Genomic DNA, 20,971 nt, shown 5'->3' on the forward strand with positions numbered 1-20,971 from the left:
GACTGAGGAGGCACAGATCATGGGGGATCTAGCAATAGATTTCTGTGGGGAATGGTACGAACCATCCGACGAGGACATCTTCGATATCGGACGCGAAGGTGACTTGGAAGTGGATGACAACCCTTATCTGCACCGACGCTTCCTGCAGATCGCGCGCTACGACGGCATGTGGTGGCTCAGCAACGTCGGCAGCATGCTGTCCGCCACCATTGCTGACGGCTCCGGCGGCATGCAGGCCTGGCTTGCGCCCGGGGCGAGGATCCCGCTGGTCTTCAGCCACACCAACGTGATTTTCACGGCCGGACCTACCACCTACGAGTTCGCTGTTCACTTGAAGACACCGTCCTTCCGGCACGAAGCACGCGATGACGACCAAGCGGGGGACACCACGATCGGACCCGTGGTCTTCACCGATTCGCAAAAGGCGCTCATCGTTGCCTTGGCCGAACCCATGTTGCGGCGCGATGGCACCGGCTTTAGCGCCATTCCGTCATCTGCCGAGGCCGCGAAGCGACTGGGCTGGGCCCTGACCCGTTTCAACCGCAAGTTGGACAACGTCTGCGACAAACTTGACCGCGTAGGCGTCGTGGGCCTCCGCGGCGGGGTTGGAAAACTTGCCACCAACCGCCGGGCGCGCCTGGTGGAACACGCCGTGACATCACATCTTGTGACTCCGGCTGACCTGCATCTCCTTGAAAAAATGAGTGGAGTCGACGAAGGATGAAGTTCCGCCTGACCTTGCGGCGTGACCCTGCGGAAGCAAAGGACCTCGCCGTAACGGTGGATGGTCGTGCCACCGTGGCTGATATTGCCACCGAACTTTGGGCTGCCGACCCCGCACGAAAGGGGACCGAACCGCCGTCGAACCTGTCCATCAGCGTGGACGAGGCTTTCGTTGGCGGCGGGCTCTCCGGGCACGTCCTGCGGCCGACGGACAACCTGTTGGAGTCGGGGCTGCGGCCAGGGTCCAAGGTCTCACTCGCGCAGGTCAGCGAGCAGTTCGCATCCAACGGGCACGCCAACGGCAATGGCAGGGGACCGGCAGCGGCGACGTTGCGCGTCATGTCAGGGCCCGACGTCGGACGCGAATTTTCACTGCCTTTCGGCACCAGCTACATCGGCCGGGACCGTGACGCCGACATTCGTTTGTCGGACCCGCTGACGTCCAAGCGCCACGCGCGGATCACGGTGGGCGAAACCGTGGAAATCGTGGACACGAACTCCGCCAACGGCCTCCTCATGGATGGGCTGCCGGTAACCCGGGCAACACTCGAATCCTCCGACACCGTTACTTTGGGTGATACTTCCGTGGGCGTCGTTGCCCTTTCCCGGAACCACGGCGGGGCTCCGTCGTCGCCGCTGGTGGATTTCAATCGCTCGCCGCGCGTGTTGCCCAGGTTCGAGTCGCCCAAGCGCGTGCCGCCTGCGGGGCCGAAGCGCCCGGAACACCAGCCCTTCCCGTACATCATGCTGATCGCGCCGCTCCTGATGGGCGGCGTGCTCTTCGCTTTCACGCAGAACCTGCTCTCCGTGATTTTCATGGCGATGATGCCGCTGTTCATTGTGGGGCACTATGTGGACCACAAAATGCAGAGCAAGCGGCAGGCCAAGGAAGGCCACAAACAGTTCAAAGCCGCCATGCTGGCGTTCCGTGAGGACATCGACAAGCAGCAGAACATTGAGCGCGCTGTCAGGCTCCAGGAAGCACCGTCCGTGAGCGACACCGTGGACGCGATCTACAAACTCGGGCCCCTTCTCTGGACGCACCGCCCGGAGCATCAGCATTTCCTGGGGGTGCGCTTCGGTTTGGGCTCCGCACCATCGCGCATCCAGTTCGACGAACCCGGCGCCAATGAAACTGAACCGCAGTACATGCGGGAAATCCAGGAGTGCCTGCAGCAGGTCCGGGTCATTGAAGGCGTTCCGATCGTGTCGCAGCTGCGCACCTCGGGATCCTTTGGCGTGGCGGGGGACCGCAGCGTGGTGGACGACGTGGCCCGCGGCATGGTCCTCCAGCTGGTGGGACTCCATTCACCGGCCGAAGTTGTCCTCACGGCACTGACCTCGGCCCGTTCCCGTGAGCGCTGGGACTGGCTGCAGTGGCTCCCGCATGTCGGTTCAGGCCACAGCCCCATATCCGGCGATCATCTCGCTGCCGGCCCCGGTGCCGGTGCTGCCCTGTTGTCGCGGCTCGAAAACCTCGTGGAAGAACGCGAATCCATGGCCAAGGAGCCGGGCCCGCATCCGCGGCCTGGACTGAAGAACGAGCATGAAGAAGTTCCCGGTCCCGTGGTTCCGGCCGTCCTGGTGATCGTTGAAGACGACGCCCCCGTGGACCGTGGCCGTCTCACGCGGTTGGTGGAACGCGGCCCCGACTACGGCGTGCACGTCATGTGGGTGGCGGCCAACGTACAGTCCCTTCCCGCGGCATGCCGTGACTTCCTCTCGGTGGACGGCGATCACGGCACCACCACCGGCCAGGTCCGGTTGGGCCGCCACACGTACCCGGTGAGCTGTGAAAGCCTCGATGCGGACCTCGCCACGCAGCTGGCACGCATGATGTCGCCGCTGGTGGATGTGGGAAACCCGCTCGACGACGACTCCGACCTCCCGCGCGCTGTCTCCTACGCCACGCTGATCGGCAAGGATCTGATGGACAATCCACAGGCCGTGGCCGAGCGTTGGCAGGAGAACAACTCTGTCCATGCCACGGCCGTACCTAACCGGAAGGACAACGGCAGCCTCCGCGCGCTGGTTGGTTCCAAAGGTGTGGAGCCGTTCTACCTTGACCTCAAGAACGAAGGTCCGCACGCACTGGTCGGCGGAACCACGGGTGCCGGTAAATCCGAGTTCCTCCAGTCCTGGGTGATGGGCATGGCGGCCGCCTACAGCCCGGACCGTGTCAGCTTCCTGTTTGTGGACTACAAGGGCGGCGCCGCATTCGCCGACTGCCTGCACTTGCCGCACACCGTTGGCTTGGTGACCGACTTGTCCCCGCACCTGGTTCGTCGTGCGCTGACATCCCTGCGGGCAGAACTCCACTACCGTGAACGGCTCCTGAACCGTAAGAAAGCCAAGGACCTCCTGGCGCTGCAACGCGAAGCCGATCCCGAGGCACCGCCGTACCTCATCATCATCGTGGACGAATTCGCGGCGCTGGCTACCGAAGTTCCCGAGTTCGTTGACGGTGTGGTGGACGTCGCCGCCCGTGGCCGGTCCTTGGGCCTGCACCTGATCCTGGCCACGCAGCGGCCCGCCGGTGTCATCAAAGACAACCTGCGTGCCAACACCAACCTCCGCGTTGCCTTGCGCATGGCCGATGAAGTGGACGCAACGGACATCCTTGGCGTCCCGACGGCCGCTTACTTTGATCCGTCCATTCCCGGCCGTGGTGCCGCGAAGACAGGTCCCGGCCGCATCCAGGGTTTCCAGACCGGCTACGCCGGCGGCTGGACCACTGAAAAGCCGCAGCGGCCCCGCATCGACATTGTAGAGATGGCGTTCGGGTCCGGCCCCACATGGGAACCGCCCTTGGTGTCGCAGGTTGAAGAAGAACCCGCCGGACCCAACGACATTGCCAGGATGACCGGAAACATCATCCGGGCAGCTGACGTCCTGTCCATCGAGCCTCCCCGGAAGCCTTGGCTCAACGAACTCGCTACAACTTACGATTTCTCCAAGCTTCCCAACCCGCGGACCGATGAGCGGCTCCTGCTCGGCGTGGCGGATGACCCCGCCCATCAGGACCAGCCCACAGTGTTCTATGAGCCGGACAAAGACGGCAACATGGCCGTCTACGGCACGGGCGGATCCGGTAAGTCGGCGGCACTGCGCGGGATCGCCATCGCCGCGGCTGTCACACCGCGTGGTGGGCCGGTTCACGTCTATGGCATCGACTGTGGTTCCTCGGGACTCAAGATGCTTGACGGTCTTCCGCACGTAGGCGAGATCATTAACGGCGACGACGTGGAGCGCGTTGGGCGCCTGCTGCGCTGGCTCAAGGAAGTGGCGGACGACCGGGCAGCACGGTTCGCTGAGGTTCGGGCCTCCACCATCGTCGAATACCGGCAGCTGGCCAACCGCCCGGAGGAGAAGCGCATCTTCATCCTGGTGGACGGTATGTCTTCCTTCCGTGAATCCTACGAGTACAGCAACTTGTCTGCGCTGTGGGACATCTTCCTTACTCTGGCCACCGACGGACGTCCCTTGGGCATCCACCTGGTAGTCAGCGGTGACCGCACCAACTCTGTTCCGGCGTCGCTCCTTGCCTCCATCCAGAAGCGGCTGGTCCTGCGCCTCAGCTCCGAAGACGACTACATGACCCTGGACGTCCCCAAGGATGTCCTCAACGCTGCATCGCCTCCCGGGCGTGGCCTGCTGGACGGGCTGGAAGTTCAGCTCGCCGTGTTGGGAGGGAACTCGAACCTCGCGCTCCAGGCCCGGGAAGTGGCCAAGCTCAGCCAGGCGATGCTCCGCCAGGGACTCGAGCAAGCACCGCAGATCCAGCGGCTTCCGGAACTGGTGGACCTGGACATCCTGCCCACCGGCGCCCCGGACAACCCAGTGATTGGTGTCGACGACGAAACACTGGGTTCGGCGGCCATCGCCGCCAAGGGATCACTTCTGCTGGCTGGCCCCCCAGGCGCCGGACGCACAGTCGCCCTGGTCACCTTGGCCTACGCCTTGCGGCGTTCCAACCCGCGCACTGATTTGATCTACATCGGTTCACGGCGTTCCGCCGTGGCATCACTGAACATCTGGAGCAGGTCATTGGTGGGGCCGGACGAGGTCTCGGACGTAGTGGATGACCTGATCGACAAAGCCTCGGACAACCCTGGCACCATGGCCATCTTCATCGAGGGCCTCACCGAGTTCACGGACACCTTGGCCGAATCCGGCGTGGGACGTTTGGTCACGGCCGCAATCAAGGCTGATCAGTGGGTGGTGGGCGAGTCTGAGACCTCCACATGGTCCCAGGCATGGTCCCTGGCACAGCCGTTCAAATCCGGACGCCGCGGGCTTCTGCTCAACCCCGGAGATGTGGAAGGCGACAGCCTCCTCAACACCTCCTTGGGCCGCATCAGCAAGGACTTCATCCCGGGCCGCGGGTACATCGTGGGCCGTGGAAAGGTACGCAAGCTGCAAATCGCCATGCCGCCTGAAAACCGTAGCTAGGAGGCTGCCTACATGCGACGCCCCGTAATTCCAGCCGTCGTGCTGGCTGTTGGAATGCTGTTTGCGCCCGCTGTTCCTGCACACGCTGCGCCGTGCGATGGGAAGATCCTCTGCCTGCCCTCGGGGGCGCCCACGGAACCGGAACCCACGCAGCCCGGGCTCGCTCCGGAAACGGACAAGATCCCGTCATCCAAACCGGAGCCGACCCGGGTCAGGGAGCCTGTGGTTGCTCCTGCGCCTGCCCCGCCGGTTCAAGCACCGCCGGTTCAAGCACCGGTGCAAGCCCCGCAACCTGTTCAGGTTCCGCCACAACCGGCGGTGACCCGGTTCGTCACTGTGGCGCCCCAGGCGACCGGTGCGGCGTCGAACTCGTCCGAACCCACCGCAACCCTTGGTACGACGTCGGCGTCAGCAACGCCGTCGCCCTCTCCGTCCACGGGCTTCGCAAGCGCAAGCCCGGGCAAGTCGTCCAACTGGAACACGCCGGTGGATAAGGGCAAGGAGACGGAAGCGGGCACGGTGGCTTCAAGCTCATTTTCGGGTCCCAACATGCTCGGACTGTTCGGCCTCCTGGGGGCCGTCCTGGTAGTTGGTCTGGGCGGGCTGGCATTCGCGTTATGGAGCAAGAACCGGCTGTCGTCCCACTAGCAACTCTTTAATGTCCGTGGGTTACGGCAAGATAGACCTGTGAGCACACCAGAGAATCCGGATCCGGTCGACACCACAACCCAAGACGCCGCTGCGGCAATCGTCGCGGAGGAAGGGACTCCGCCGTCGGAGTCCCTGCGGGATGAGTACGAGCAATTAGCGGACCTGGTCCGTAAGTACCGGTATGCCTACTACCAGGAAGACTCGCCAACGGTTTCCGATGCGGAGTTCGACGAACTCTACCGCCGGCTGGAGGAACTGGAAGCACTGCACCCGGAGCTCGTCTCCAATGACTCGCCCACCCAGGAGGTTGGTGGCGAGGTCTCGTCCGCTTTCGCGGCGGTGGAGCATCTGCAGAGGATGTACAGCCTTGACGACGTCTTCTCCTTGGACGAGCTTGAAGCCTGGGTCCGCAAGGCTGCAGCGTCGGTGGCGAAGCTCGGCGATTCCGTCCCGCCCATCGCCTGGCTTACTGAACTGAAGATCGATGGCCTTGCCGTCAATCTGCTGTACCGGGACGGGAAACTGGTCCGTGCCGCCACCCGGGGCGACGGCACCACAGGTGAGGACATCACTCACAACGTCCTCACCATCAAAGAGATCCCACGGCAGCTCAGCGGTTCAGGCTATCCGTCGGAAGTAGAAATCCGTGGCGAGGTGTTCATCCCCTCCAAGGCCTTCGTCGAGTTCAACGAGACACTCGTCGCCGCCGGCAAAGCACCGCTTGCCAACCCCCGCAACGCCGCCGCTGGATCGCTTCGCCAAAAGGATCCATCTGAAACTGCCAAGCGTCCGCTCAGCATGTTCGTCCACGGCATCGGCGCCCGTGAAGGGCTCGAAGCGAAGAGCCAGTCAGAAACGTACAGGCTCCTTGAAGAATGGGGGCTCCCGGTCAGCCCATATCTCAAGGTGTTGGACACGTTCGACGACGTCCTGAAGTTCATCGCCGACTATGGTGAGCGCCGGCATAAGCTCCTGCATGAGATCGACGGCATCGTGGTCAAGATCGATGACTTCGCCACCCAACGTGCACTTGGTTACACCTCCCGGGTTCCCAGGTGGGCTGCTGCCTACAAGTACCCGCCCGAAGAAGTCCACACCAAGCTCCTGGACATCGCCGTGAACGTTGGCCGAACAGGGCGTGTGACTCCCTTCGGCCTGATGGAGCCGGTGAAGGTGGCCGGTTCCACGGTGGGAATGGCTACCCTGCACAACCAGGACGTGGTCAAGGCCAAGGGTGTCCTGATCGGCGACATCGTCGTTCTCCGTAAGGCAGGAGACGTCATTCCGGAGATCGTCGGCCCGGTGCTGGCCCTGCGTGACAAGCAGGATCCGCCGGTTCGCGAATTCGTGATGCCCACGGAATGCCCGTCATGTGGCACGCCGTTGGCGCCGTCGAAGGAAGGCGATGTGGACATTCGTTGCCCCAACGCCAAGTCCTGCCCCTCGCAGCTGCGGGAGCGCGTGTTCCACCTCGCGGGCCGCGGCGCGTTCGATATCGAAGCGCTCGGCTGGGAGGCAGCTATTGCCCTCACACAGCCGGCTGAGCCTGAGACGCCGCCCCTCACCAGTGAGGCCGGCCTGTTCAGCCTGACGCGTGAAGACCTGGCGGACGTCAAGATCCGCAGGGAAAAGCGGTCCAAGGGCGTGGGAACGGGCGAATACGAGCTCGTCCCGTACTTCTACACCAAGGGAACGGCCAAGTCTCCCTCCAAGCCCACTGCAACGACGGAAAAACTGTTCGTGGAGCTGGAAAAGGCGAAGACGCAGCCGCTGTGGCGAGTACTGGTAGCGCTCTCCATCCGGCACGTCGGGCCAACTGCTTCGCGTGCTCTTGCCACCGCATTCGGAAGCATGGATGCCATTCGCAGTGCCACGGAAGAGCAAATGGCTCACGTTGACGGCGTCGGACCCACCATTGCCGTGGCGCTCAAGGAATGGTTCGCCGTGGACTGGCATAACGAGATCGTGGACAGCTGGGCGTCCGCCGGGGTGCGCATGGAGGATGAACGGGACACCTCGGTGCCCCGGACCCTTGAGGGGCTCACGGTGGTAGTTACCGGTACGCTGCCTAACTTCAGCCGCGACGAAGCCAAGGAAGCCATCATCATCCGCGGCGGCAAAGCCTCCGGCTCCGTCTCCAAGAACACCAGTTACCTGGTGGCCGGTGAAAGTGCCGGCACCAAGCTGGACAAGGCCGAGCAACTCGGCGTACCGGTGCTGGACGAGGACGGCTTCCGCGAGCTCCTGGCCAACGGGCCGGCACAGAACGGGACGGAAGCTGAAGCCGCAACGGATGAAGCAACCGTAGTGGATGAAACAGCAGCGGAAGCGGCCTCCGAATGACGGACGCCGGAGAACTGCTTGCTGTAGCAAAACGTGCGGCGGCTGCGGGCGCTGCTGTCCTTGCACAGCGGTCCGCCACCGGCACGGGCGGCGACGGTCTGGAAACCAGCAACAAGGGCGAGGCCGGTGACTGGGTCACCGCTTTTGACGTCGCAGCTGAGAACGCGGTCCGTGAAGCGATCATTACCGAACGGCCCCACGACACCATCACGGGGGAGGAACACGGTACTACCCGGCCGGAACAGCCCTCGGGATACCGCTGGTCCATCGATCCCCTAGACGGGACCACCAACTTCATCCGCAACATCGTCTACTACGCCACCTCCGTTGCCGTAGCAGATTCCGACGGCGTCTGGCAGGCCGGCGTGGTTCACGCGCCGGCGTTGGGGCGCATCTATTCCGCGGCCCGCGGACATGGCGCGTGGATGGAAGCCGGGGGAGAGGCGACGCGCCTGGCGGGTCCGGTTCCCGGGCGCACCGGCCTCATCCTGGCCACCGGCTTCAGCTACGATCCCGCTACCCGGGCAAGCCAATCTGAAGGCCTCGCAGGGCTCATGGACGGATTTGCCGACGTCCGACGCCTGGGGTCGGCTGCACTGGACCTCTGCTTGGTTGCGGACGGAACCTTCGACGCCTACGGTGAGCGGGGCCTCAACGAGCACGACTTCGCTGCAGGTGCGCTGATTGCGGAAGAAGCCGGTTGCTGGGTGCGCCGGCCACGCCTGGAGAGTCCATTGGAAGGCGGACCGAGCACAAAAGACCGGTTATCGGCCTGGATGTGTGCAGGGCCCCTGGAACTCTCCGGCAAATTCCCGTTGTGACTGTCAGACAGTGACCATCAGATAGTGACCATCAACCATTGATCAAATCACTCGCCATCGCCAACTACCGTTCCATTCGGGATCTCGCCATCGAGTTGCATGGCCTGGACATCGTGACCGGAGCCAACGGCAGTGGGAAGTCCTCCCTCTATCGGGCACTTCGGCTGCTCGCCGAATGCGCCGGCGGTGATTCCGGAAACGTGGTGGGCTCCCTGGCCCGGGACGGCGGGTTGGCTTCCACACTGTGGGCTGGGCCCGAGTCCATCAGTGAGGCTATGCGCCGTGGTGAAGTACCCGTCCAAGGGACGGTCCGTCGGGAGTCGGTAAACCTGAAGCTGGGCTACTCCAGTGACGACTTCGGTTATCTGGTGGACCTAGGCATGCCGGCATCCAGCGGCGCCGGGTTTGACCCGGAAACCGGCCGTTCCCGCCCTTCGGCGTTCGGCCTGGATCCGGAGATCAAACGGGAACAAATCTTTTCCGGTCCCGTGGCACGGCCCGGTTCGCTGCTGGTGGACCGCAAGGGCAGCCTCGCCAAGCTGCGCGGACCGGATGGCCAGTGGACCGAACTGTCCCGGCGCTTGGACACCTTCCAGAGCATGCTGACAGAGGTCTCGGACCAGGACCGGGCGCCGGAAGTCCTGAGGGTCCGTGACTCGGTTCGTTCATGGCGCTTCTACGATCATTTCCGCACTGATGCCGAGGCTCCTGCACGTCAGGCGCAGCTCGGGACACGCACCCCTGTGCTGCATCACAGCGGCAAGGATCTCGCCGCCGCACTCCAAACGCTGCGCGAGGTGGGCTTCGAGCGGCAGTTGGATGCCGCCGTCGACCACGCCTTTCCCGGAAGCCGGCTGGAGATCGCCGTCAGCGACGGCCGGTTCAGTGTGGAGTTGCGGCAGCCGGGCATGCTCCGGCCCATGAAAGCCGCTGAACTTTCGGACGGAACGTTGCGCTTCCTCCTGCTCACCGCAGCATTGCTGACTCCGCGGCCCCCGGAGCTCATGGTCCTCAACGAACCCGAGACAAGCCTGCACGTTGACCTGATGCCGGCACTGGCCGAACTGATTGTCCAGGCCAGTGCCAACAGCCAGATGATCGTGGTGACCCACTCCGAGGCCTTGCTCAAGGCACTTCGCGAAAGCGGAGTTGCCCACGAGCATGAGCTCTACAAGGATCTGGGCGAGACCAGGATCAAGGGCTTGGGACCGCTGGAAGGTCCGTTGTGGAGCTGGCCCAAGCGTTGAGAAGTTACGTCCGGTTCAGAACGCGGAGCCGATGGACGTGAGCTCCTGCACGGCGCTCCCGGCGTAGCGGTTCTCCGGACGTGAGAGCCCGTAGTGTCCCCGGAGAGTGGACTCCGTGTATTCGGTCCGGAAGAGCCCACGCCCCTGCAGGATGGGCACCACGTGGTCCACGAAGACTTCAAGGCCTGAAGGAAGCACGGGCGGCATGATGTTGAAACCGTCAGCTGCGCCGGCGTGGAACCAGTCCTGGATAGCATCGGCCACCTGTTCCGGCGTGCCGGAGAAGGTCCTGTGACCGCGTCCGCCGCCCAAGCGCCCAATCAACTGCCGGACAGTGAGCTGTTCGCGCCTGGCCAGCTCCACAATCAGGGTGTAGCGGCTCTTGGCTCCCTCGATCTCATCTTCTGAGGGCAGGTCAGCAGGTAGCTGGCGGTCCAACGGAAGGTCCTCGGGAGACAATCGGAGAGTCTTGGCCAACTGCACCCGCGCATACTCGGGCTTGATGAGTTGGTCCAGTTCGCGCTCGAGTTTGAGGGCTTCAGCTTCGGTGGAGCCGATCACCGGAACAATTCCCGGCAGGATCTTGATGCCCTCCGGATCGCGTCCGGCAGCCGCCGTGCGTGCTTTCAAATCGGAGTAGAAGGCTTGGGCGTCGGCCAGCGTTTGATGCGCTGTGAAGACGGCTTCCGCGTACTTAGCCGCCAGGTTTTTGCCGTTTTCCGAGGACCCCGCCTGCACGATCAACGGGTGGCCTTGCGGGGAGCGGGGGACGTTCAGCGGTCCGCGGACGCGGAAGTGCTTCCCTTCGTGGTCGATGGTGCGGATCTTGGTGTCGTCACCCCAGACGCCGCCGGCTTTGTCTGCCGAGATGGCGTCGTCTTCCCAGCTGTCCCAGAGTTTTTGGGCCACTTCAATGAACTCGGCGGCCCGTTCATACCGGACCGCGTGTGCCGGTTGGTCGTCCACGCCGAAGTTTCGGGCGGCATCGGGCCCAGCCGTGGTGACAACATTCCAGCCGGCGCGGCCTCCGCTGACCCAATCAACGGACGCGAAGCGGCGGGCAAGGTTGAAAGGATCGTTGTAAGTGGTGGACGCCGTAGCTATCAGGCCAATCTTTTGGGTCGCTGCGGCGAGGGCTGTCAGCAGCACTGTGGGCTCCAACTTCCCGGCCGGACGCCGGCCCACCTCCCCGAAGAGAACGGGGGAGTCCGCGAAGAAGATGGAGTCCAGCTTTCCGCGTTCAGCTGTGCGCGCCAGATGCTGGTAGTGCTCCACTTTGGTAGGGGCAAGCGGGTCGCTTTCAGGGAGACGCCACGATGCTTCGTGATGCCCGGTGCTCATCAGGAACGCGTTGAGGTGCAGTTGGCGGTCTGGCAGGGTCATGGTTTCTCCTCGGAGTCAGGACGTTGGGGCCGATGTGTGGCAACTCAAACACGGTGCCCAAGACGTTTGCCAGCGGCCCGACATTTGCCCGCAACAGCAGGAAACCGGGGTTCACGGCACGCAACGCGGCTCAATTGGACGCCATGCGAGGCAACACAAAATGGGAGACCAACGGCACCGCAGGCGAACAGCGCACCTCAACCATCCGGCGTCGTGCGTTCCGTTCGTGACTGATAGTTCCATCACGGAAAGGCGCATTTAGCGTTGTTGGTGCGTGAAGGGCGACTACCATTGGTAGGTGCTTTCGCAGATTACCGTCCGTCCCGCCCTGCCCGAAGACTACGACGCCGTTGCCCGCATTACGCAGGACTCCTACGTCACCGCGGGGTACTACGGCGACGCCGATCACCCGTACCTGAAGAAGCTCCAGGACGTGGCCGGACGCGCGGAGCACGCAGAGATCCTGGTGGCAGAGCGCAACGGTGAGGTCATCGGCTCCGTGACGGCAGCACCGGCAGGCGGCGGCTTCTCCGACATCGGCCTGGAAGACGAACTTGAACTGCGTACCCTCGTGGTGGATCCGGCAGTCCAGCGCTCCGGTGCGGGCCGCGCGTTGGTGCAGGCCGTCGTCGACCAAGCCAAAGCCATGAATGGCATCAAGGCTGTGTCCCTTACTACGGGCGCCACATGGGAAAGCGCTAACGCCCTCTATGCGCGGACGGGTTTTGAGCGGGCCCCGCACCGCGACTGGTTCGTTCCCGGCACCGACATAAAGCTGTTCGTTTACCGGCTGGACCTCCCGCGGTCATAAAGTTTCCTTCGTAAACGCCGGTCAACGGACCGTGCGAAAGCGACAGGAAGGCGCGGCATGCGCAAGACATTCGGCACGGGTTCAGTCTGGGAGCAGACTCTGGGTTACTCCCGCGCAGTCCAGGTGGACAACACACTCTTCATTTCTGCCACGGCTGCCTCAGGGCTCGTTGATGGCAAACAGGCGATTGTTGGCGATGACTTCTACTCGCAGACCAAGTACATCCTGGAGAAGCTCGGCGCTGTGCTCGAAGACGCCGGGTTCTCTTACGAGGACGTGGTCCAGTCCAAGCTGTACCTGACGGACATCAGCAAATGGGAGGACGCCGGCCGCGCTCACGGTGAGGTCTTCGGCGAGATCCGTCCCACGCTGGCCTTGGTGCACGTCCTGCCATTCCTGGATCACCAGATGCTGGTGGAGATCGAGCTCGTGGCGCAGAAGTCCGCGTAACCCACCTACCGCACCCAACTGAGTCGCATTTGTGCGCGTTTTGAGCCCTCAAAACGCGCACAAATGCGACCTAGTTGGGTTAGCCCGGGACGCCGTAGCGGTGTTCGGGGCGGCCTGTGCTTCCGTAGCGCAGTTGGATTTCGACGGCGCCATCGTCCGCTAGCGAGGACAGGTACCTTTGCGCTGTGGCCCGGGAAACGCCTACCCGCTCAGCAACCTCGGCGGCCGAATATTGCTCTCCGGGAAGCAACGATTCCAGAACCGCCGCCTCCGTCGCGGACCGCGGCTTGGCTGACGGTGTTACATCGCCCGGAATCAGGGACCGCTTGGCTCGCTCAATGGTGGTCTGGTCAACGGCTGTCTGCTGCCCCAGGATCCGGCGATACCGGGCGTAGGACCGGAGCTGTTGGGAAAGGGACTCGGCCGTGAACGGCTTCAGCATGTATCCCAAGGCGCCGCGCCGCAGTGCAACCTTGATGGATTGCGCGTCCGAGGCAGCAGTAAGCATGATCGCGTCAACGTCCAGCTGACCCAGCAGGTCCAAGCCTGAGCCGTCCGGCAAATACACGTCCAGCAGCACCAGATCGGGACGCAGGCTGTGGATCGCCTGCAGCGCTTGGGAAACCGACCCGGCCGGCGCCAAGGCCATGAAGCCGGCCACGGAATCCACATAGGCTGCATGAAGTCTTGCCACGTGGAAGTCATCATCCACGATCAATACCCGCAAATCCTCAGCCATTGCTGTCCTCCCTCAACGTTAAGTCCGCCCCTGCGCCCGCGTGCTCCGCGGAATCCATGACGCCGGGGATGGTGGCCATGAACACTGCCCCCGGTCCGCCGTGGCTGCCGGGCTCCAGAACGCGGACATCACCTCCGCGCCGCCGCGCAAGCTGCCGCACCAGCGCCAGCCCCAAACCTTGTCCAGCCCCGGAGCGTACCGGTCGTTCCGACGTCGTAAATCCCTCGGCGAAAACCTCATCCGGTTCCAGGTTCCCCAAGCCGTCGCCCGAATCGCCCACCACGATGTGCAGGGTTCCACCGGTTTGGGTGACATCATCCAGCAGTTCAACTTCCACCCAACGTTCCGTTGAAGAACCGCCGACGGCGGCACTCACCGCGTTGTCGATCAGGTTGCCGAGCACGGTGGTCACGTCCTGGGGATCGGCCACGTGTCCACGAACCAGCGTTTCGGGTCCGATGCGGAGGGATACCCCGCGCTCGGATGCTTCCACCCCCTTGGCGCCAATGAACGCCTGAAGGTACGTGTCCTGGAGCAGTTCGGCCTGCTCCACCGGGAACTTCAATGGCCCTGTGGCCGAGATGCGGGCGAGGTACTCTTTGGCGGCATCGTGCTGGCCGATGCTCATGAAACCGGCGATGGTATGCAGTTGGTTGGCGAATTCGTGGCGCTGGGCGCGGAGGGCCGTGGACATGGTCCCCACGGCGTCGAGCTGGCGGGTGAGTTGCTGCAATTCCGTACGGTCGCGCAACATGACAACCCAGCCCAGGTCCTCCTGCCGGTGCCACGCTTTGCGCGCGCTGGCGACCAGGACGCGTCCGCCGGCAACAATTTCCACGGCTTCGGCGTCCCGGGCTGCGGGCTGGGTGAGCTGCTTGAGTTGCTCGGGAACGGCGGCGGACGCCCAGTCCTGACCTGTGGCGTCGGGCATGTCCAAGAGTCGTGCAGCGGCGGCGTTAAACACCGAGATGCGGCCGTCTGCGGCGATGCCGATCACGCCATCATCCACACCTTGGAGCACGGCAACCTGGTCGTGGACCAGGGTGCTGATTTCTTCCGGTTCCAGGCCGAGCGTGAGCCGCTGCAGCCTGCGCCTGAGCAGGAAGGACGCCAGGACGCCGGCAAGAAGTGCACCGCCGGCGGTGAGTGCAATGGGCACGATGTCGCGGGCCAGGCTGTTGCTGAACGACTCCACGGAATAGCCAACGCTGACTTCGCCCACGATCGAGTCAGAACTCTCCGGCGCGAACACCGGGACCTTCGCCCCTGCCGATGGTCCCAACGTTCCCGTGTTGCGTGTGGTGATTTCCTGCCCGCCGAGTGCAACTGATGGATCCGTGCTGACGCGTTCGCCCAATCGTGCCGTGTCCGGGTGGGCCAGCCTCAGCCCCGTTTCATCGGTGATCACCACGAACAGGGCCCCGGTCCGGATCCGAACCGCTTCGGCCGCGGCCTGCAGCGTGCCGCCGGCGAGGACATCCGGGGGAGGCGTTCCTTCATCTTTGCTGATGGCTTGGACGCCGGACCTTATATCCGGATCCGCGGCGACCGTCCTTGCAAGGGTGAGTGCTTGGTTTTCGGCTTCGGTACCGATCCGTTCGTACACCAGCCAGGCATGGACCGTGCCGCTGAGCAGGACCACCAGCAGGACAACCCCCAACTGCAGGAGAAGGGTTTGGGTGGAGAAACGCATGCTGACCCGGCTGTTGCGCGGCACCTTTGCTCCTTTCCTCCTGATCCATTGAATCACTGAGCACAATGCGCAAAACGTTCGCAACGAGCAGTATTCCCAACAATTCCCGGAAACCCCTGCCCGTGACGGCCGCCACCATATCGTCTGTAGTGCGCATCACACCGACGTGGCGCCATTCACAGTAGTAAGGAGCCGGCCGTGCTGGTTTTGCTTGGATTCGCAATGATTGCGGTATTCATGGTCCTGATCATGACCAAAAAATTGACGCCAGTACTGGCGCTGATCATCGTCCCCACAGTCTTCGGCCTTTTCGCCGGAGCGGGCCTCGGCATCGGCGACATGGTGATGGACTCCATGAAGTCCATGACGTCCACGGCCGCGCTCCTCATGTTCGCCATCATCTACTTCGGCCTGATGATCGACGTCGGACTGTTCGACCCCCTGGTGAAGTTCATCCTGCGCAAGCTGGGCAACGACCCCGCGAAGGTTGTCCTCGGCACCGCCATCCTGGCGGCGGCTGTCTCCCTGGATGGCGACGGATCCACAACCTTCATCCTCACCACGGCTGCCATGCTCCCGGTCTACCTGCGTCTCAAGATGAGCCCAGTGGTCCTCACCTGTGTGGCGGGCCTCGCCAACGGCACCATGAACATCCTGCCCTGGGGCGGCCCCACGGCGCGTGCAGCCACCGCGCTTAAGCTTGATGTGAACGACGTCTTCGTGCCTATGGTCCCTTCACTGATCGTCGGCCTCATTGTGGTCATGGTCTTCGCGTGGCTGCTCGGCCTTCAGGAACGCAACCGCCTCCGTACCACTGCCCCCGAGATCTGGGGCGACGTCGCCGATCCTTCGGAAGCGTTCGACGGCGGCACGGGCCGCGGCGGTTCGGTTGCCGCGGGCTCGGGTTCGGGTTCAGGATTTGGCGCTGGTCGTTTCGGCTTTGGCCGCACCGGCGCAACCGCAGGCAAGCCTGGCAGCGGCGGAGGTTCCGGCGTCGCGGTTCTTGAAGACCCGGCCACGCTGGTGGACGATCACGACACCGCCATGGCAGACACTGCCCTTGACCCCAACCGCTCAACGCTGCGTCCCAAGCTGTTCTGGTTCAACCTGGGCCTGACCGTTGCCGTCATGGTGGTCCTGGTGGCCAACATCGTTCCGCTGCCGTTCGTCTTCATGGTCGGCTCCGCGATCGCCCTGCTGGTCAACTTCCCCAAGGTCAAGGACCAAGGCGCACAGCTGATCGCCCACGCGCCGTCCATCGTCGCCGTCGTCAGTATGGTCATGGCCGCCGCCGTCCTCACCGGTGTCCTCAACGGCACGGGCATGGTCAAGGCAATGTCCGAGTGGCTGGTCCAGATCATTCCCGCCGAGATGGGCCCGTTCATGGCGGTCATCACCGGCCTCCTCAGCATTCCGATGACGTTCTTCATGAGCAACGACGCCTTCTACTTCGGAGTCCTGCCGGTCCTTTCCGAAACCGCCGCGCACTACGGCGTAGATGCAGTGGACATGGCCCGCGCCTCCATCACCGGGCAGCCCTTCCACCTGCAAAGCCCCCTTGTTCCGGCGATCCTCCTGCTGGTCTCCCTCGCCAAGGTAGACCTGGGCGACCACCACAAAAAGGTCCTCTGGCGCACGGCAGTCATCTCGGTGGTCATGTTGGCAGTCGGCGTCCTGACCGGAGCCATCGGCATCGGCTAGGCTGCCGTTCCCAAAGCACCCGTCTGCACCTGAGGTGCAAAACCGGGCCAGACATCCTCCGCGCCGCGGCGCGAAACGAACCAGACATCCTCCGCTTGCTCCCTCCTTCGTCGCTTTGACGCAAGCTTCCGGATGCCTGGTTCGTTTCGCGTTAAGGCTCAACCGGATGCCGGGTTCAGTTTTGCGCTAAGAGCCCGCCCAGCCCACGTCCCTAACCCAACGAGACAGCAAAGCGCGAATGGTCCGCTCGGCTGTCTTTTTGGTTGTCGGGTCCCGGAGTGGCGTGGCCACAGACCGCAAGGTGAGCTGGCCACTAGGCGGCGGTCGGGGACATCGCGCAGGCTGCGTCTAAGCGAGGAACGAGCGAGCAGCTAAGGGATCGTCCCCGGCAAGCCGCCGTAAGGCGACCAGCCGCCCTGCGCGTCAGCGCATCAGTTCGAAGGCGACCCACAGCCAAGTAGACTGGTCCGGAAAACCATTTGAACTTTGCAGGGGAGATCCATGGCTGCGATCAACCGTGACGACGTCGCGCATCTTGCGCGTCTGGCTCACATTGAAATGAGTGCCGAAGAACTGGACAGGATGGCTGTTGAGCTTGCTGTCATTGTGGATTCGGTAAAGAGCGTGAGCGAAGCTGCGGGAGAGGACGTCCCGGCGACGTCGCACCCGATTCCGTTGACCAACGTGTTCCGCGAGGACGTTGTGGGCCACACGTTCACGGCTGAGCAGGCGTTGTCCGGCGCTCCGGATGCTTACGAGAACCGTTTCAAGGTCCCGGCAATCCTGGATGAGGACTAATCACTATGACTGAGCTGAAGAACGAACTCATCCACCACTCCGCTGCCGATCTCGCTGCGAAGCTGGCCGCCCGCGAGGTGACCGCCGTCGAGGTGACGCAGGCGCATCTTGACCGCATTGCCGACGTCGATGGTCAGGTTAACGCCTTCCTGCACGTCAATACTGAAGAGGCTTTGGCCGTTGCCGCCGAGGTTGACGCTGCCCGCGCCGCCGGTGGTTCCGCTGCCGAGGAGCTGCATGCCCTCGCTGGTGTGCCGATCGCAGTGAAGGACCTCATTGTCACGATCGGCCAGCCCACCACGGCTGGTTCGAAGATCCTTGAGGGCTGGCACAGCCCGTACGACGCTACCGTGGTGAAGAAGCTGCGCGCAGCTAAGATGCCCATCCTGGGTAAGACCAACCTGGACGAATTCGCCATGGGTTCCTCCACGGAGCACTCGGCGTACGGCCCCACCCGCAACCCGTGGGATCTGGACCGGATTCCCGGCGGTTCGGGAGGCGGTTCTGCTGCCGCCGTCGCCGCTTTCGAAGCGCCGCTGGCGCTCGGTACCGATACCGGTGGCTCGATCCGCCAGCCGGGTGCCGTCACCGGAACCGTTGGCGTGAAGCCGACGTACGGTGCTGTTTCCCGTTACGGTGCCATTGCCATGGCGTCGTCGTTGGACCAGATCGGCCCGGTTTCCCGTACGGTCTTGGACTCGGCGCTGCTGCAGGAAGTCATTGGCGGCCACGACCCCTTTGACTCCACGTCGCTGACCGATCCGTTCAACGATCTTGTTGCTGCCGCGCGCGTGGGCAACGTTGCCGGGATGAAGATCGGCATCGTCAAGGAACTTCACGGCGAGGGCTACCAGGCCGGCGTCGAGAACCGTTTCAACGAGTCCCTTCAACTGCTGAAGGATGCCGGCGCTGAAATCGTCGAAGTTTCCTGCCCCAACCTGAAGTACGCCCTGGGCGCTTACTACCTGATCATGCCGTCTGAGGTGTCCAGCAACCTGGCCAAGTTCGACGGCGTCCGTTTCGGCATGCGCGTGCTGCCCAAGGATGGTCCCATGACCATCGAGCGCGTCATGGGTGCTACCCGTGCTGCCGGCTTCGGCGACGAAGTGAAGCGACGCATCATCCTGGGAACCTACGCGTTGAGCGCCGGCTACTACGACGCTTACTACGGCTCAGCACAGAAGGTCCGGACGCTGATCCAGCGCGACTTCGACGCCGCCTTCGCGAAGGCCGATGTCCTGATCTCCCCGACGGCGCCCACTACGGCGTTCAAGCTGGGGGAGAAGCTGGACGATCCGCTGGCGATGTACCTGAACGACGTCGCCACCATCCCGGCCAACCTTGCTGGTATCCCGGGTCTGTCCCTGCCTGGCGGCCTTGCTGACGAAGACGGCCTGCCCGTCGGCATCCAGCTGCTGGCTCCTGCCCGCCAGGATGCCCGTCTGTACCGCGTGGGTGCTGTCCTCGAATCCATCCTTGAAGAGAAGTGGGGCGGCCCGATGCTTGCGCAGGCGCCTGTTCTTGGTTCTGCCACAACCACCGCCGGAGGTTCCAACTAATGTCCGTCGATGCAACCCTGAGCTTCGAAGAGGCTATGGAGAAGTACGATCCTGTCCTGGGGTTCGAGGTCCACGTGGAGCTCAACACCAAGACCAAGATGTTCTCCTCCGCACCGAACGTCTTTGGCGACGAGCCGAACACCAACGTCAATGAGGTTGATCTGGGCATGCCCGGCGTCCTACCCGTGGTGAACAAGACGGCCGTGGAGTCCTCCATCAAGATCGGCCTTGCCCTTAACTGCAAGATCGCCGAGTCCTGCCGCTTCGCCCGGAAGAACTACTTCTACCCGGACACCCCCAAGAACTTCCAGACCTCGCAGTATGACGAACCGATTGCCTACGACGGTTACCTCGACATCGAGCTTGAGGACGGCACGGTCTTCCGCGTGGAGATCGAGCGCGCCCACATGGAAGAGGACGCCGGCAAGCTGACCCACATGGGTGGTGCTGCGGGCCGTATCCAGGGTGCCGACTACTCACTGGTGGACTACAACCGTTCCGGTGTACCGCTGGTTGAAATCGTCACCAAGCCGATCGAGGGCGCCGGTAGCCGTGCGCCTGAGCTGGCCAAGGCGTACGTCGCCGCAGTCCGTGAGATCGTGAAGAACCTTGGTGTTTCCGATGCCAAGATGGAACGCGGCAACGTCCGTTGCGACGCCAACGTTTCCCTGCGCCCGCACGGCCGGGAACGGTTCGGCATCCGTTCGGAGACCAAGAACGTGAACTCGCTGCGCGCCGTCGAGCACGCCGTCCGTTACGAGATCCAGCGCCACGCTGCCGTCCTCGATTCCGGCGAGCCGGTCATCCAGGAGACGCGACACTGGCACGAGGACACTCGTTCGACGACGTCGGGCCGTCCCAAGTCCGACGCTGACGATTACCGCTACTTCCCGGAGCCGGACCTGGTTCCCGTCGTCGCCTCCCGTGAGTGGGTGGAGGAACTCCGCGCCACCCTTCCCGAGCCGCCGGCCGAGCGCCGCAAGCGCCTCAAGGAAGCTTGGGGCTACTCGGATCTGGAGTTCCGCGACGTTGTGAACGCCGGCGTCATGGACTCCATCGAGGAAACCATCGCAGCAGGTGCCTCCGCGGATGTTGCCCGCAAGTGGTGGATGGGTGAGATCGTAGGCCGCGCCAAGGTTGCCGACGTCGATCCTTCCGAGCTGGGTGTCACACCGCAGGTCATCGTCGAGCTGAACAAGCTGGTTGAAGACGGCAAGATCAACAACAAGATGGCCACCCAGGTCCTGGACGGCGTGCTCGCCGGCGAAGGCACCCCGGCGGAGATTGTCGAGAAGCGCGGCCTCGCGGTTGTGTCCGACGACGGTCCGCTCCTGGAAGCCATCGACGCAGCACTGGCAGCACAGCCTGACGTGGCGGAGAAGATCCGTGGTGGCAAGGTCCAGGCCATTGGCGCGATTGTTGGCGGCGTCATGAAGGCCACCCGTGGCCAGGCCGACGCCGGACGTGTCCGCGAACTCATCCTGGAGAAGCTCGGCGTCGAGGGCTAAGTCCCGCAGTTTGATGCCCAGGTAGCTCGCAGTTGTGGTTGTTGTTTGAAAGCTCAGAACAGCCACAACTGCGAGCTGCTTTTGTGTGGAGA

General features: G+C 63.5%; 15 protein-coding genes. 11 read left to right on the plus strand and 4 right to left on the minus strand.

The window, feature by feature from the left end:
* Positions 1-19: 19 nt before the first annotated feature.
* Complete coding sequence (locus tag ACNAOT_RS07340; protein ID WP_017199350.1) at positions 20-724, plus strand: hypothetical protein; 705 nt, start codon at positions 20-22, stop codon at positions 722-724.
* Positions 721-5,175, plus strand: coding sequence for an FtsK/SpoIIIE domain-containing protein (locus ACNAOT_RS07345; protein ID WP_420180590.1), 4,455 nt, complete (start codon positions 721-723; stop codon positions 5,173-5,175). The genes ACNAOT_RS07340 and ACNAOT_RS07345 overlap by 4 nt, the downstream gene beginning before the upstream one ends.
* A 296-nt stretch (positions 5,176-5,471) precedes the next feature.
* Here ACNAOT_RS07345 and ACNAOT_RS07350 read toward each other — a convergent pair whose 3' ends face one another.
* The gene (locus tag ACNAOT_RS07350; protein WP_420180591.1) at positions 5,472-5,726 is read right to left on the minus strand and encodes a hypothetical protein; all 255 of its coding nucleotides are present in this window, start codon (positions 5,724-5,726) and stop codon (positions 5,472-5,474) included.
* A gap of 136 nt (positions 5,727-5,862) precedes the next feature.
* On the opposite strand from ACNAOT_RS07350, the gene ligA reads away from it, so the two are divergent.
* From ligA to ACNAOT_RS07365, 3 genes are read left to right on the plus strand one after another with little or no spacing between them, the layout of a single operon-like run.
* Complete coding sequence (gene ligA / locus ACNAOT_RS07355) at positions 5,863-8,169, plus strand: NAD-dependent DNA ligase LigA (RefSeq protein ID WP_420180592.1); 2,307 nt, start codon at positions 5,863-5,865, stop codon at positions 8,167-8,169.
* On the plus strand, positions 8,166-8,990 hold the full coding sequence (locus ACNAOT_RS07360; RefSeq protein WP_420180593.1) for an inositol monophosphatase family protein: 825 nt from the start codon (positions 8,166-8,168) through the stop codon (positions 8,988-8,990). The genes ligA and ACNAOT_RS07360 overlap by 4 nt, the downstream gene beginning before the upstream one ends.
* A 38-nt stretch (positions 8,991-9,028) precedes the next feature.
* Positions 9,029-10,237, plus strand: coding sequence for an AAA family ATPase (locus tag ACNAOT_RS07365; protein WP_420180594.1), 1,209 nt, complete (start codon positions 9,029-9,031; stop codon positions 10,235-10,237).
* A gap of 15 nt (positions 10,238-10,252) precedes the next feature.
* Here ACNAOT_RS07365 and ACNAOT_RS07370 read toward each other — a convergent pair whose 3' ends face one another.
* Positions 10,253-11,620, minus strand: coding sequence for an LLM class flavin-dependent oxidoreductase (locus ACNAOT_RS07370; RefSeq protein WP_420180595.1), 1,368 nt, complete (start codon positions 11,618-11,620; stop codon positions 10,253-10,255).
* A gap of 298 nt (positions 11,621-11,918) precedes the next feature.
* Between ACNAOT_RS07370 and ACNAOT_RS07375 the strand changes: the two genes are divergently transcribed.
* Both ACNAOT_RS07375 and ACNAOT_RS07380 read left to right on the plus strand, forming a co-directional pair.
* Entirely contained in the window at positions 11,919-12,431 is a 513-nt protein-coding gene (locus tag ACNAOT_RS07375) for a GNAT family N-acetyltransferase (RefSeq protein ID WP_420180596.1), read from the plus strand.
* 57 nt (positions 12,432-12,488) lie between these two features.
* Positions 12,489-12,881, plus strand: coding sequence for a RidA family protein (locus ACNAOT_RS07380; protein ID WP_420180597.1), 393 nt, complete (start codon positions 12,489-12,491; stop codon positions 12,879-12,881).
* Positions 12,882-12,960: 79 nt separating this feature from the next.
* Here the strand turns inward: ACNAOT_RS07380 and ACNAOT_RS07385 are convergent, their stop codons facing one another.
* Both ACNAOT_RS07385 and ACNAOT_RS07390 read right to left on the minus strand, forming a co-directional pair.
* The gene (locus ACNAOT_RS07385) at positions 12,961-13,620 is read right to left on the minus strand and encodes a response regulator (protein WP_420180598.1); all 660 of its coding nucleotides are present in this window, start codon (positions 13,618-13,620) and stop codon (positions 12,961-12,963) included.
* Complete coding sequence (locus tag ACNAOT_RS07390) at positions 13,613-15,313, minus strand: ATP-binding protein (protein WP_420181136.1); 1,701 nt, start codon at positions 15,311-15,313, stop codon at positions 13,613-13,615. Before ACNAOT_RS07390 ends, ACNAOT_RS07385 begins: the two co-directional genes overlap by 8 nt.
* Positions 15,314-15,511: 198 nt before the next feature.
* Here ACNAOT_RS07390 and ACNAOT_RS07395 point away from each other — a divergent pair, with 198 nt between their 5' ends.
* From ACNAOT_RS07395 to gatB, 4 genes are all read left to right on the plus strand, one after another.
* Positions 15,512-17,014 (plus strand): CitMHS family transporter, encoded by a 1,503-nt coding sequence (locus tag ACNAOT_RS07395; protein ID WP_091466290.1) that lies wholly within the window; start codon positions 15,512-15,514, stop codon positions 17,012-17,014.
* 501 nt (positions 17,015-17,515) lie between these two features.
* The gene (gatC, locus tag ACNAOT_RS07400) at positions 17,516-17,812 is read left to right on the plus strand and encodes an Asp-tRNA(Asn)/Glu-tRNA(Gln) amidotransferase subunit GatC (protein WP_017199363.1); all 297 of its coding nucleotides are present in this window, start codon (positions 17,516-17,518) and stop codon (positions 17,810-17,812) included.
* Positions 17,813-17,817: 5 nt separating this feature from the next.
* The gene (gene gatA, locus ACNAOT_RS07405) at positions 17,818-19,371 is read left to right on the plus strand and encodes an Asp-tRNA(Asn)/Glu-tRNA(Gln) amidotransferase subunit GatA (RefSeq protein WP_178996480.1); all 1,554 of its coding nucleotides are present in this window, start codon (positions 17,818-17,820) and stop codon (positions 19,369-19,371) included.
* Positions 19,371-20,879, plus strand: a complete 1,509-nt coding sequence (gene gatB, locus ACNAOT_RS07410; RefSeq protein WP_089594286.1) for an Asp-tRNA(Asn)/Glu-tRNA(Gln) amidotransferase subunit GatB — start codon at positions 19,371-19,373, stop codon at positions 20,877-20,879. The genes gatA and gatB overlap by 1 nt, the downstream gene beginning before the upstream one ends.
* Positions 20,880-20,971: the final 92 nt, after the last annotated feature.

Origin of the sequence: Paenarthrobacter sp. TA1.8 (assembly GCF_048595705.1) — a bacterium.
Lineage (GTDB): Bacteria > Actinomycetota > Actinomycetes > Actinomycetales > Micrococcaceae > Arthrobacter > Arthrobacter nitroguajacolicus.

Excerpts from the sequence above, each read along its gene's own strand:
- ACNAOT_RS07380 (WP_420180597.1), top strand. The coding sequence starts at position 12,489 with ATGCGCAAGACATTCGGCACGGGTTCAGTCTGGGAGCAGACTCTGGGT.
- ACNAOT_RS07350 (WP_420180591.1), bottom strand. The coding sequence starts at position 5,726 with ATGTTGGGACCCGAAAATGAGCTTGAAGCCACCGTGCCCGCTTCCGTC.
- ACNAOT_RS07370 (WP_420180595.1), bottom strand. The coding sequence starts at position 11,620 with ATGACCCTGCCAGACCGCCAACTGCACCTCAACGCGTTCCTGATGAGC.
- gatB (WP_089594286.1), top strand. The coding sequence starts at position 19,371 with ATGTCCGTCGATGCAACCCTGAGCTTCGAAGAGGCTATGGAGAAGTAC.
- ACNAOT_RS07340 (WP_017199350.1), top strand. The coding sequence starts at position 20 with ATGGGGGATCTAGCAATAGATTTCTGTGGGGAATGGTACGAACCATCC.
- gatA (WP_178996480.1), top strand. The coding sequence starts at position 17,818 with ATGACTGAGCTGAAGAACGAACTCATCCACCACTCCGCTGCCGATCTC.
- gatC (WP_017199363.1), top strand. The coding sequence starts at position 17,516 with ATGGCTGCGATCAACCGTGACGACGTCGCGCATCTTGCGCGTCTGGCT.
- ACNAOT_RS07360 (WP_420180593.1), top strand. The coding sequence starts at position 8,166 with ATGACGGACGCCGGAGAACTGCTTGCTGTAGCAAAACGTGCGGCGGCT.
- ACNAOT_RS07390 (WP_420181136.1), bottom strand. The coding sequence starts at position 15,313 with ATGCGTTTCTCCACCCAAACCCTTCTCCTGCAGTTGGGGGTTGTCCTG.
- ACNAOT_RS07345 (WP_420180590.1), top strand. The coding sequence starts at position 721 with ATGAAGTTCCGCCTGACCTTGCGGCGTGACCCTGCGGAAGCAAAGGAC.
- ACNAOT_RS07385 (WP_420180598.1), bottom strand. The coding sequence starts at position 13,620 with ATGGCTGAGGATTTGCGGGTATTGATCGTGGATGATGACTTCCACGTG.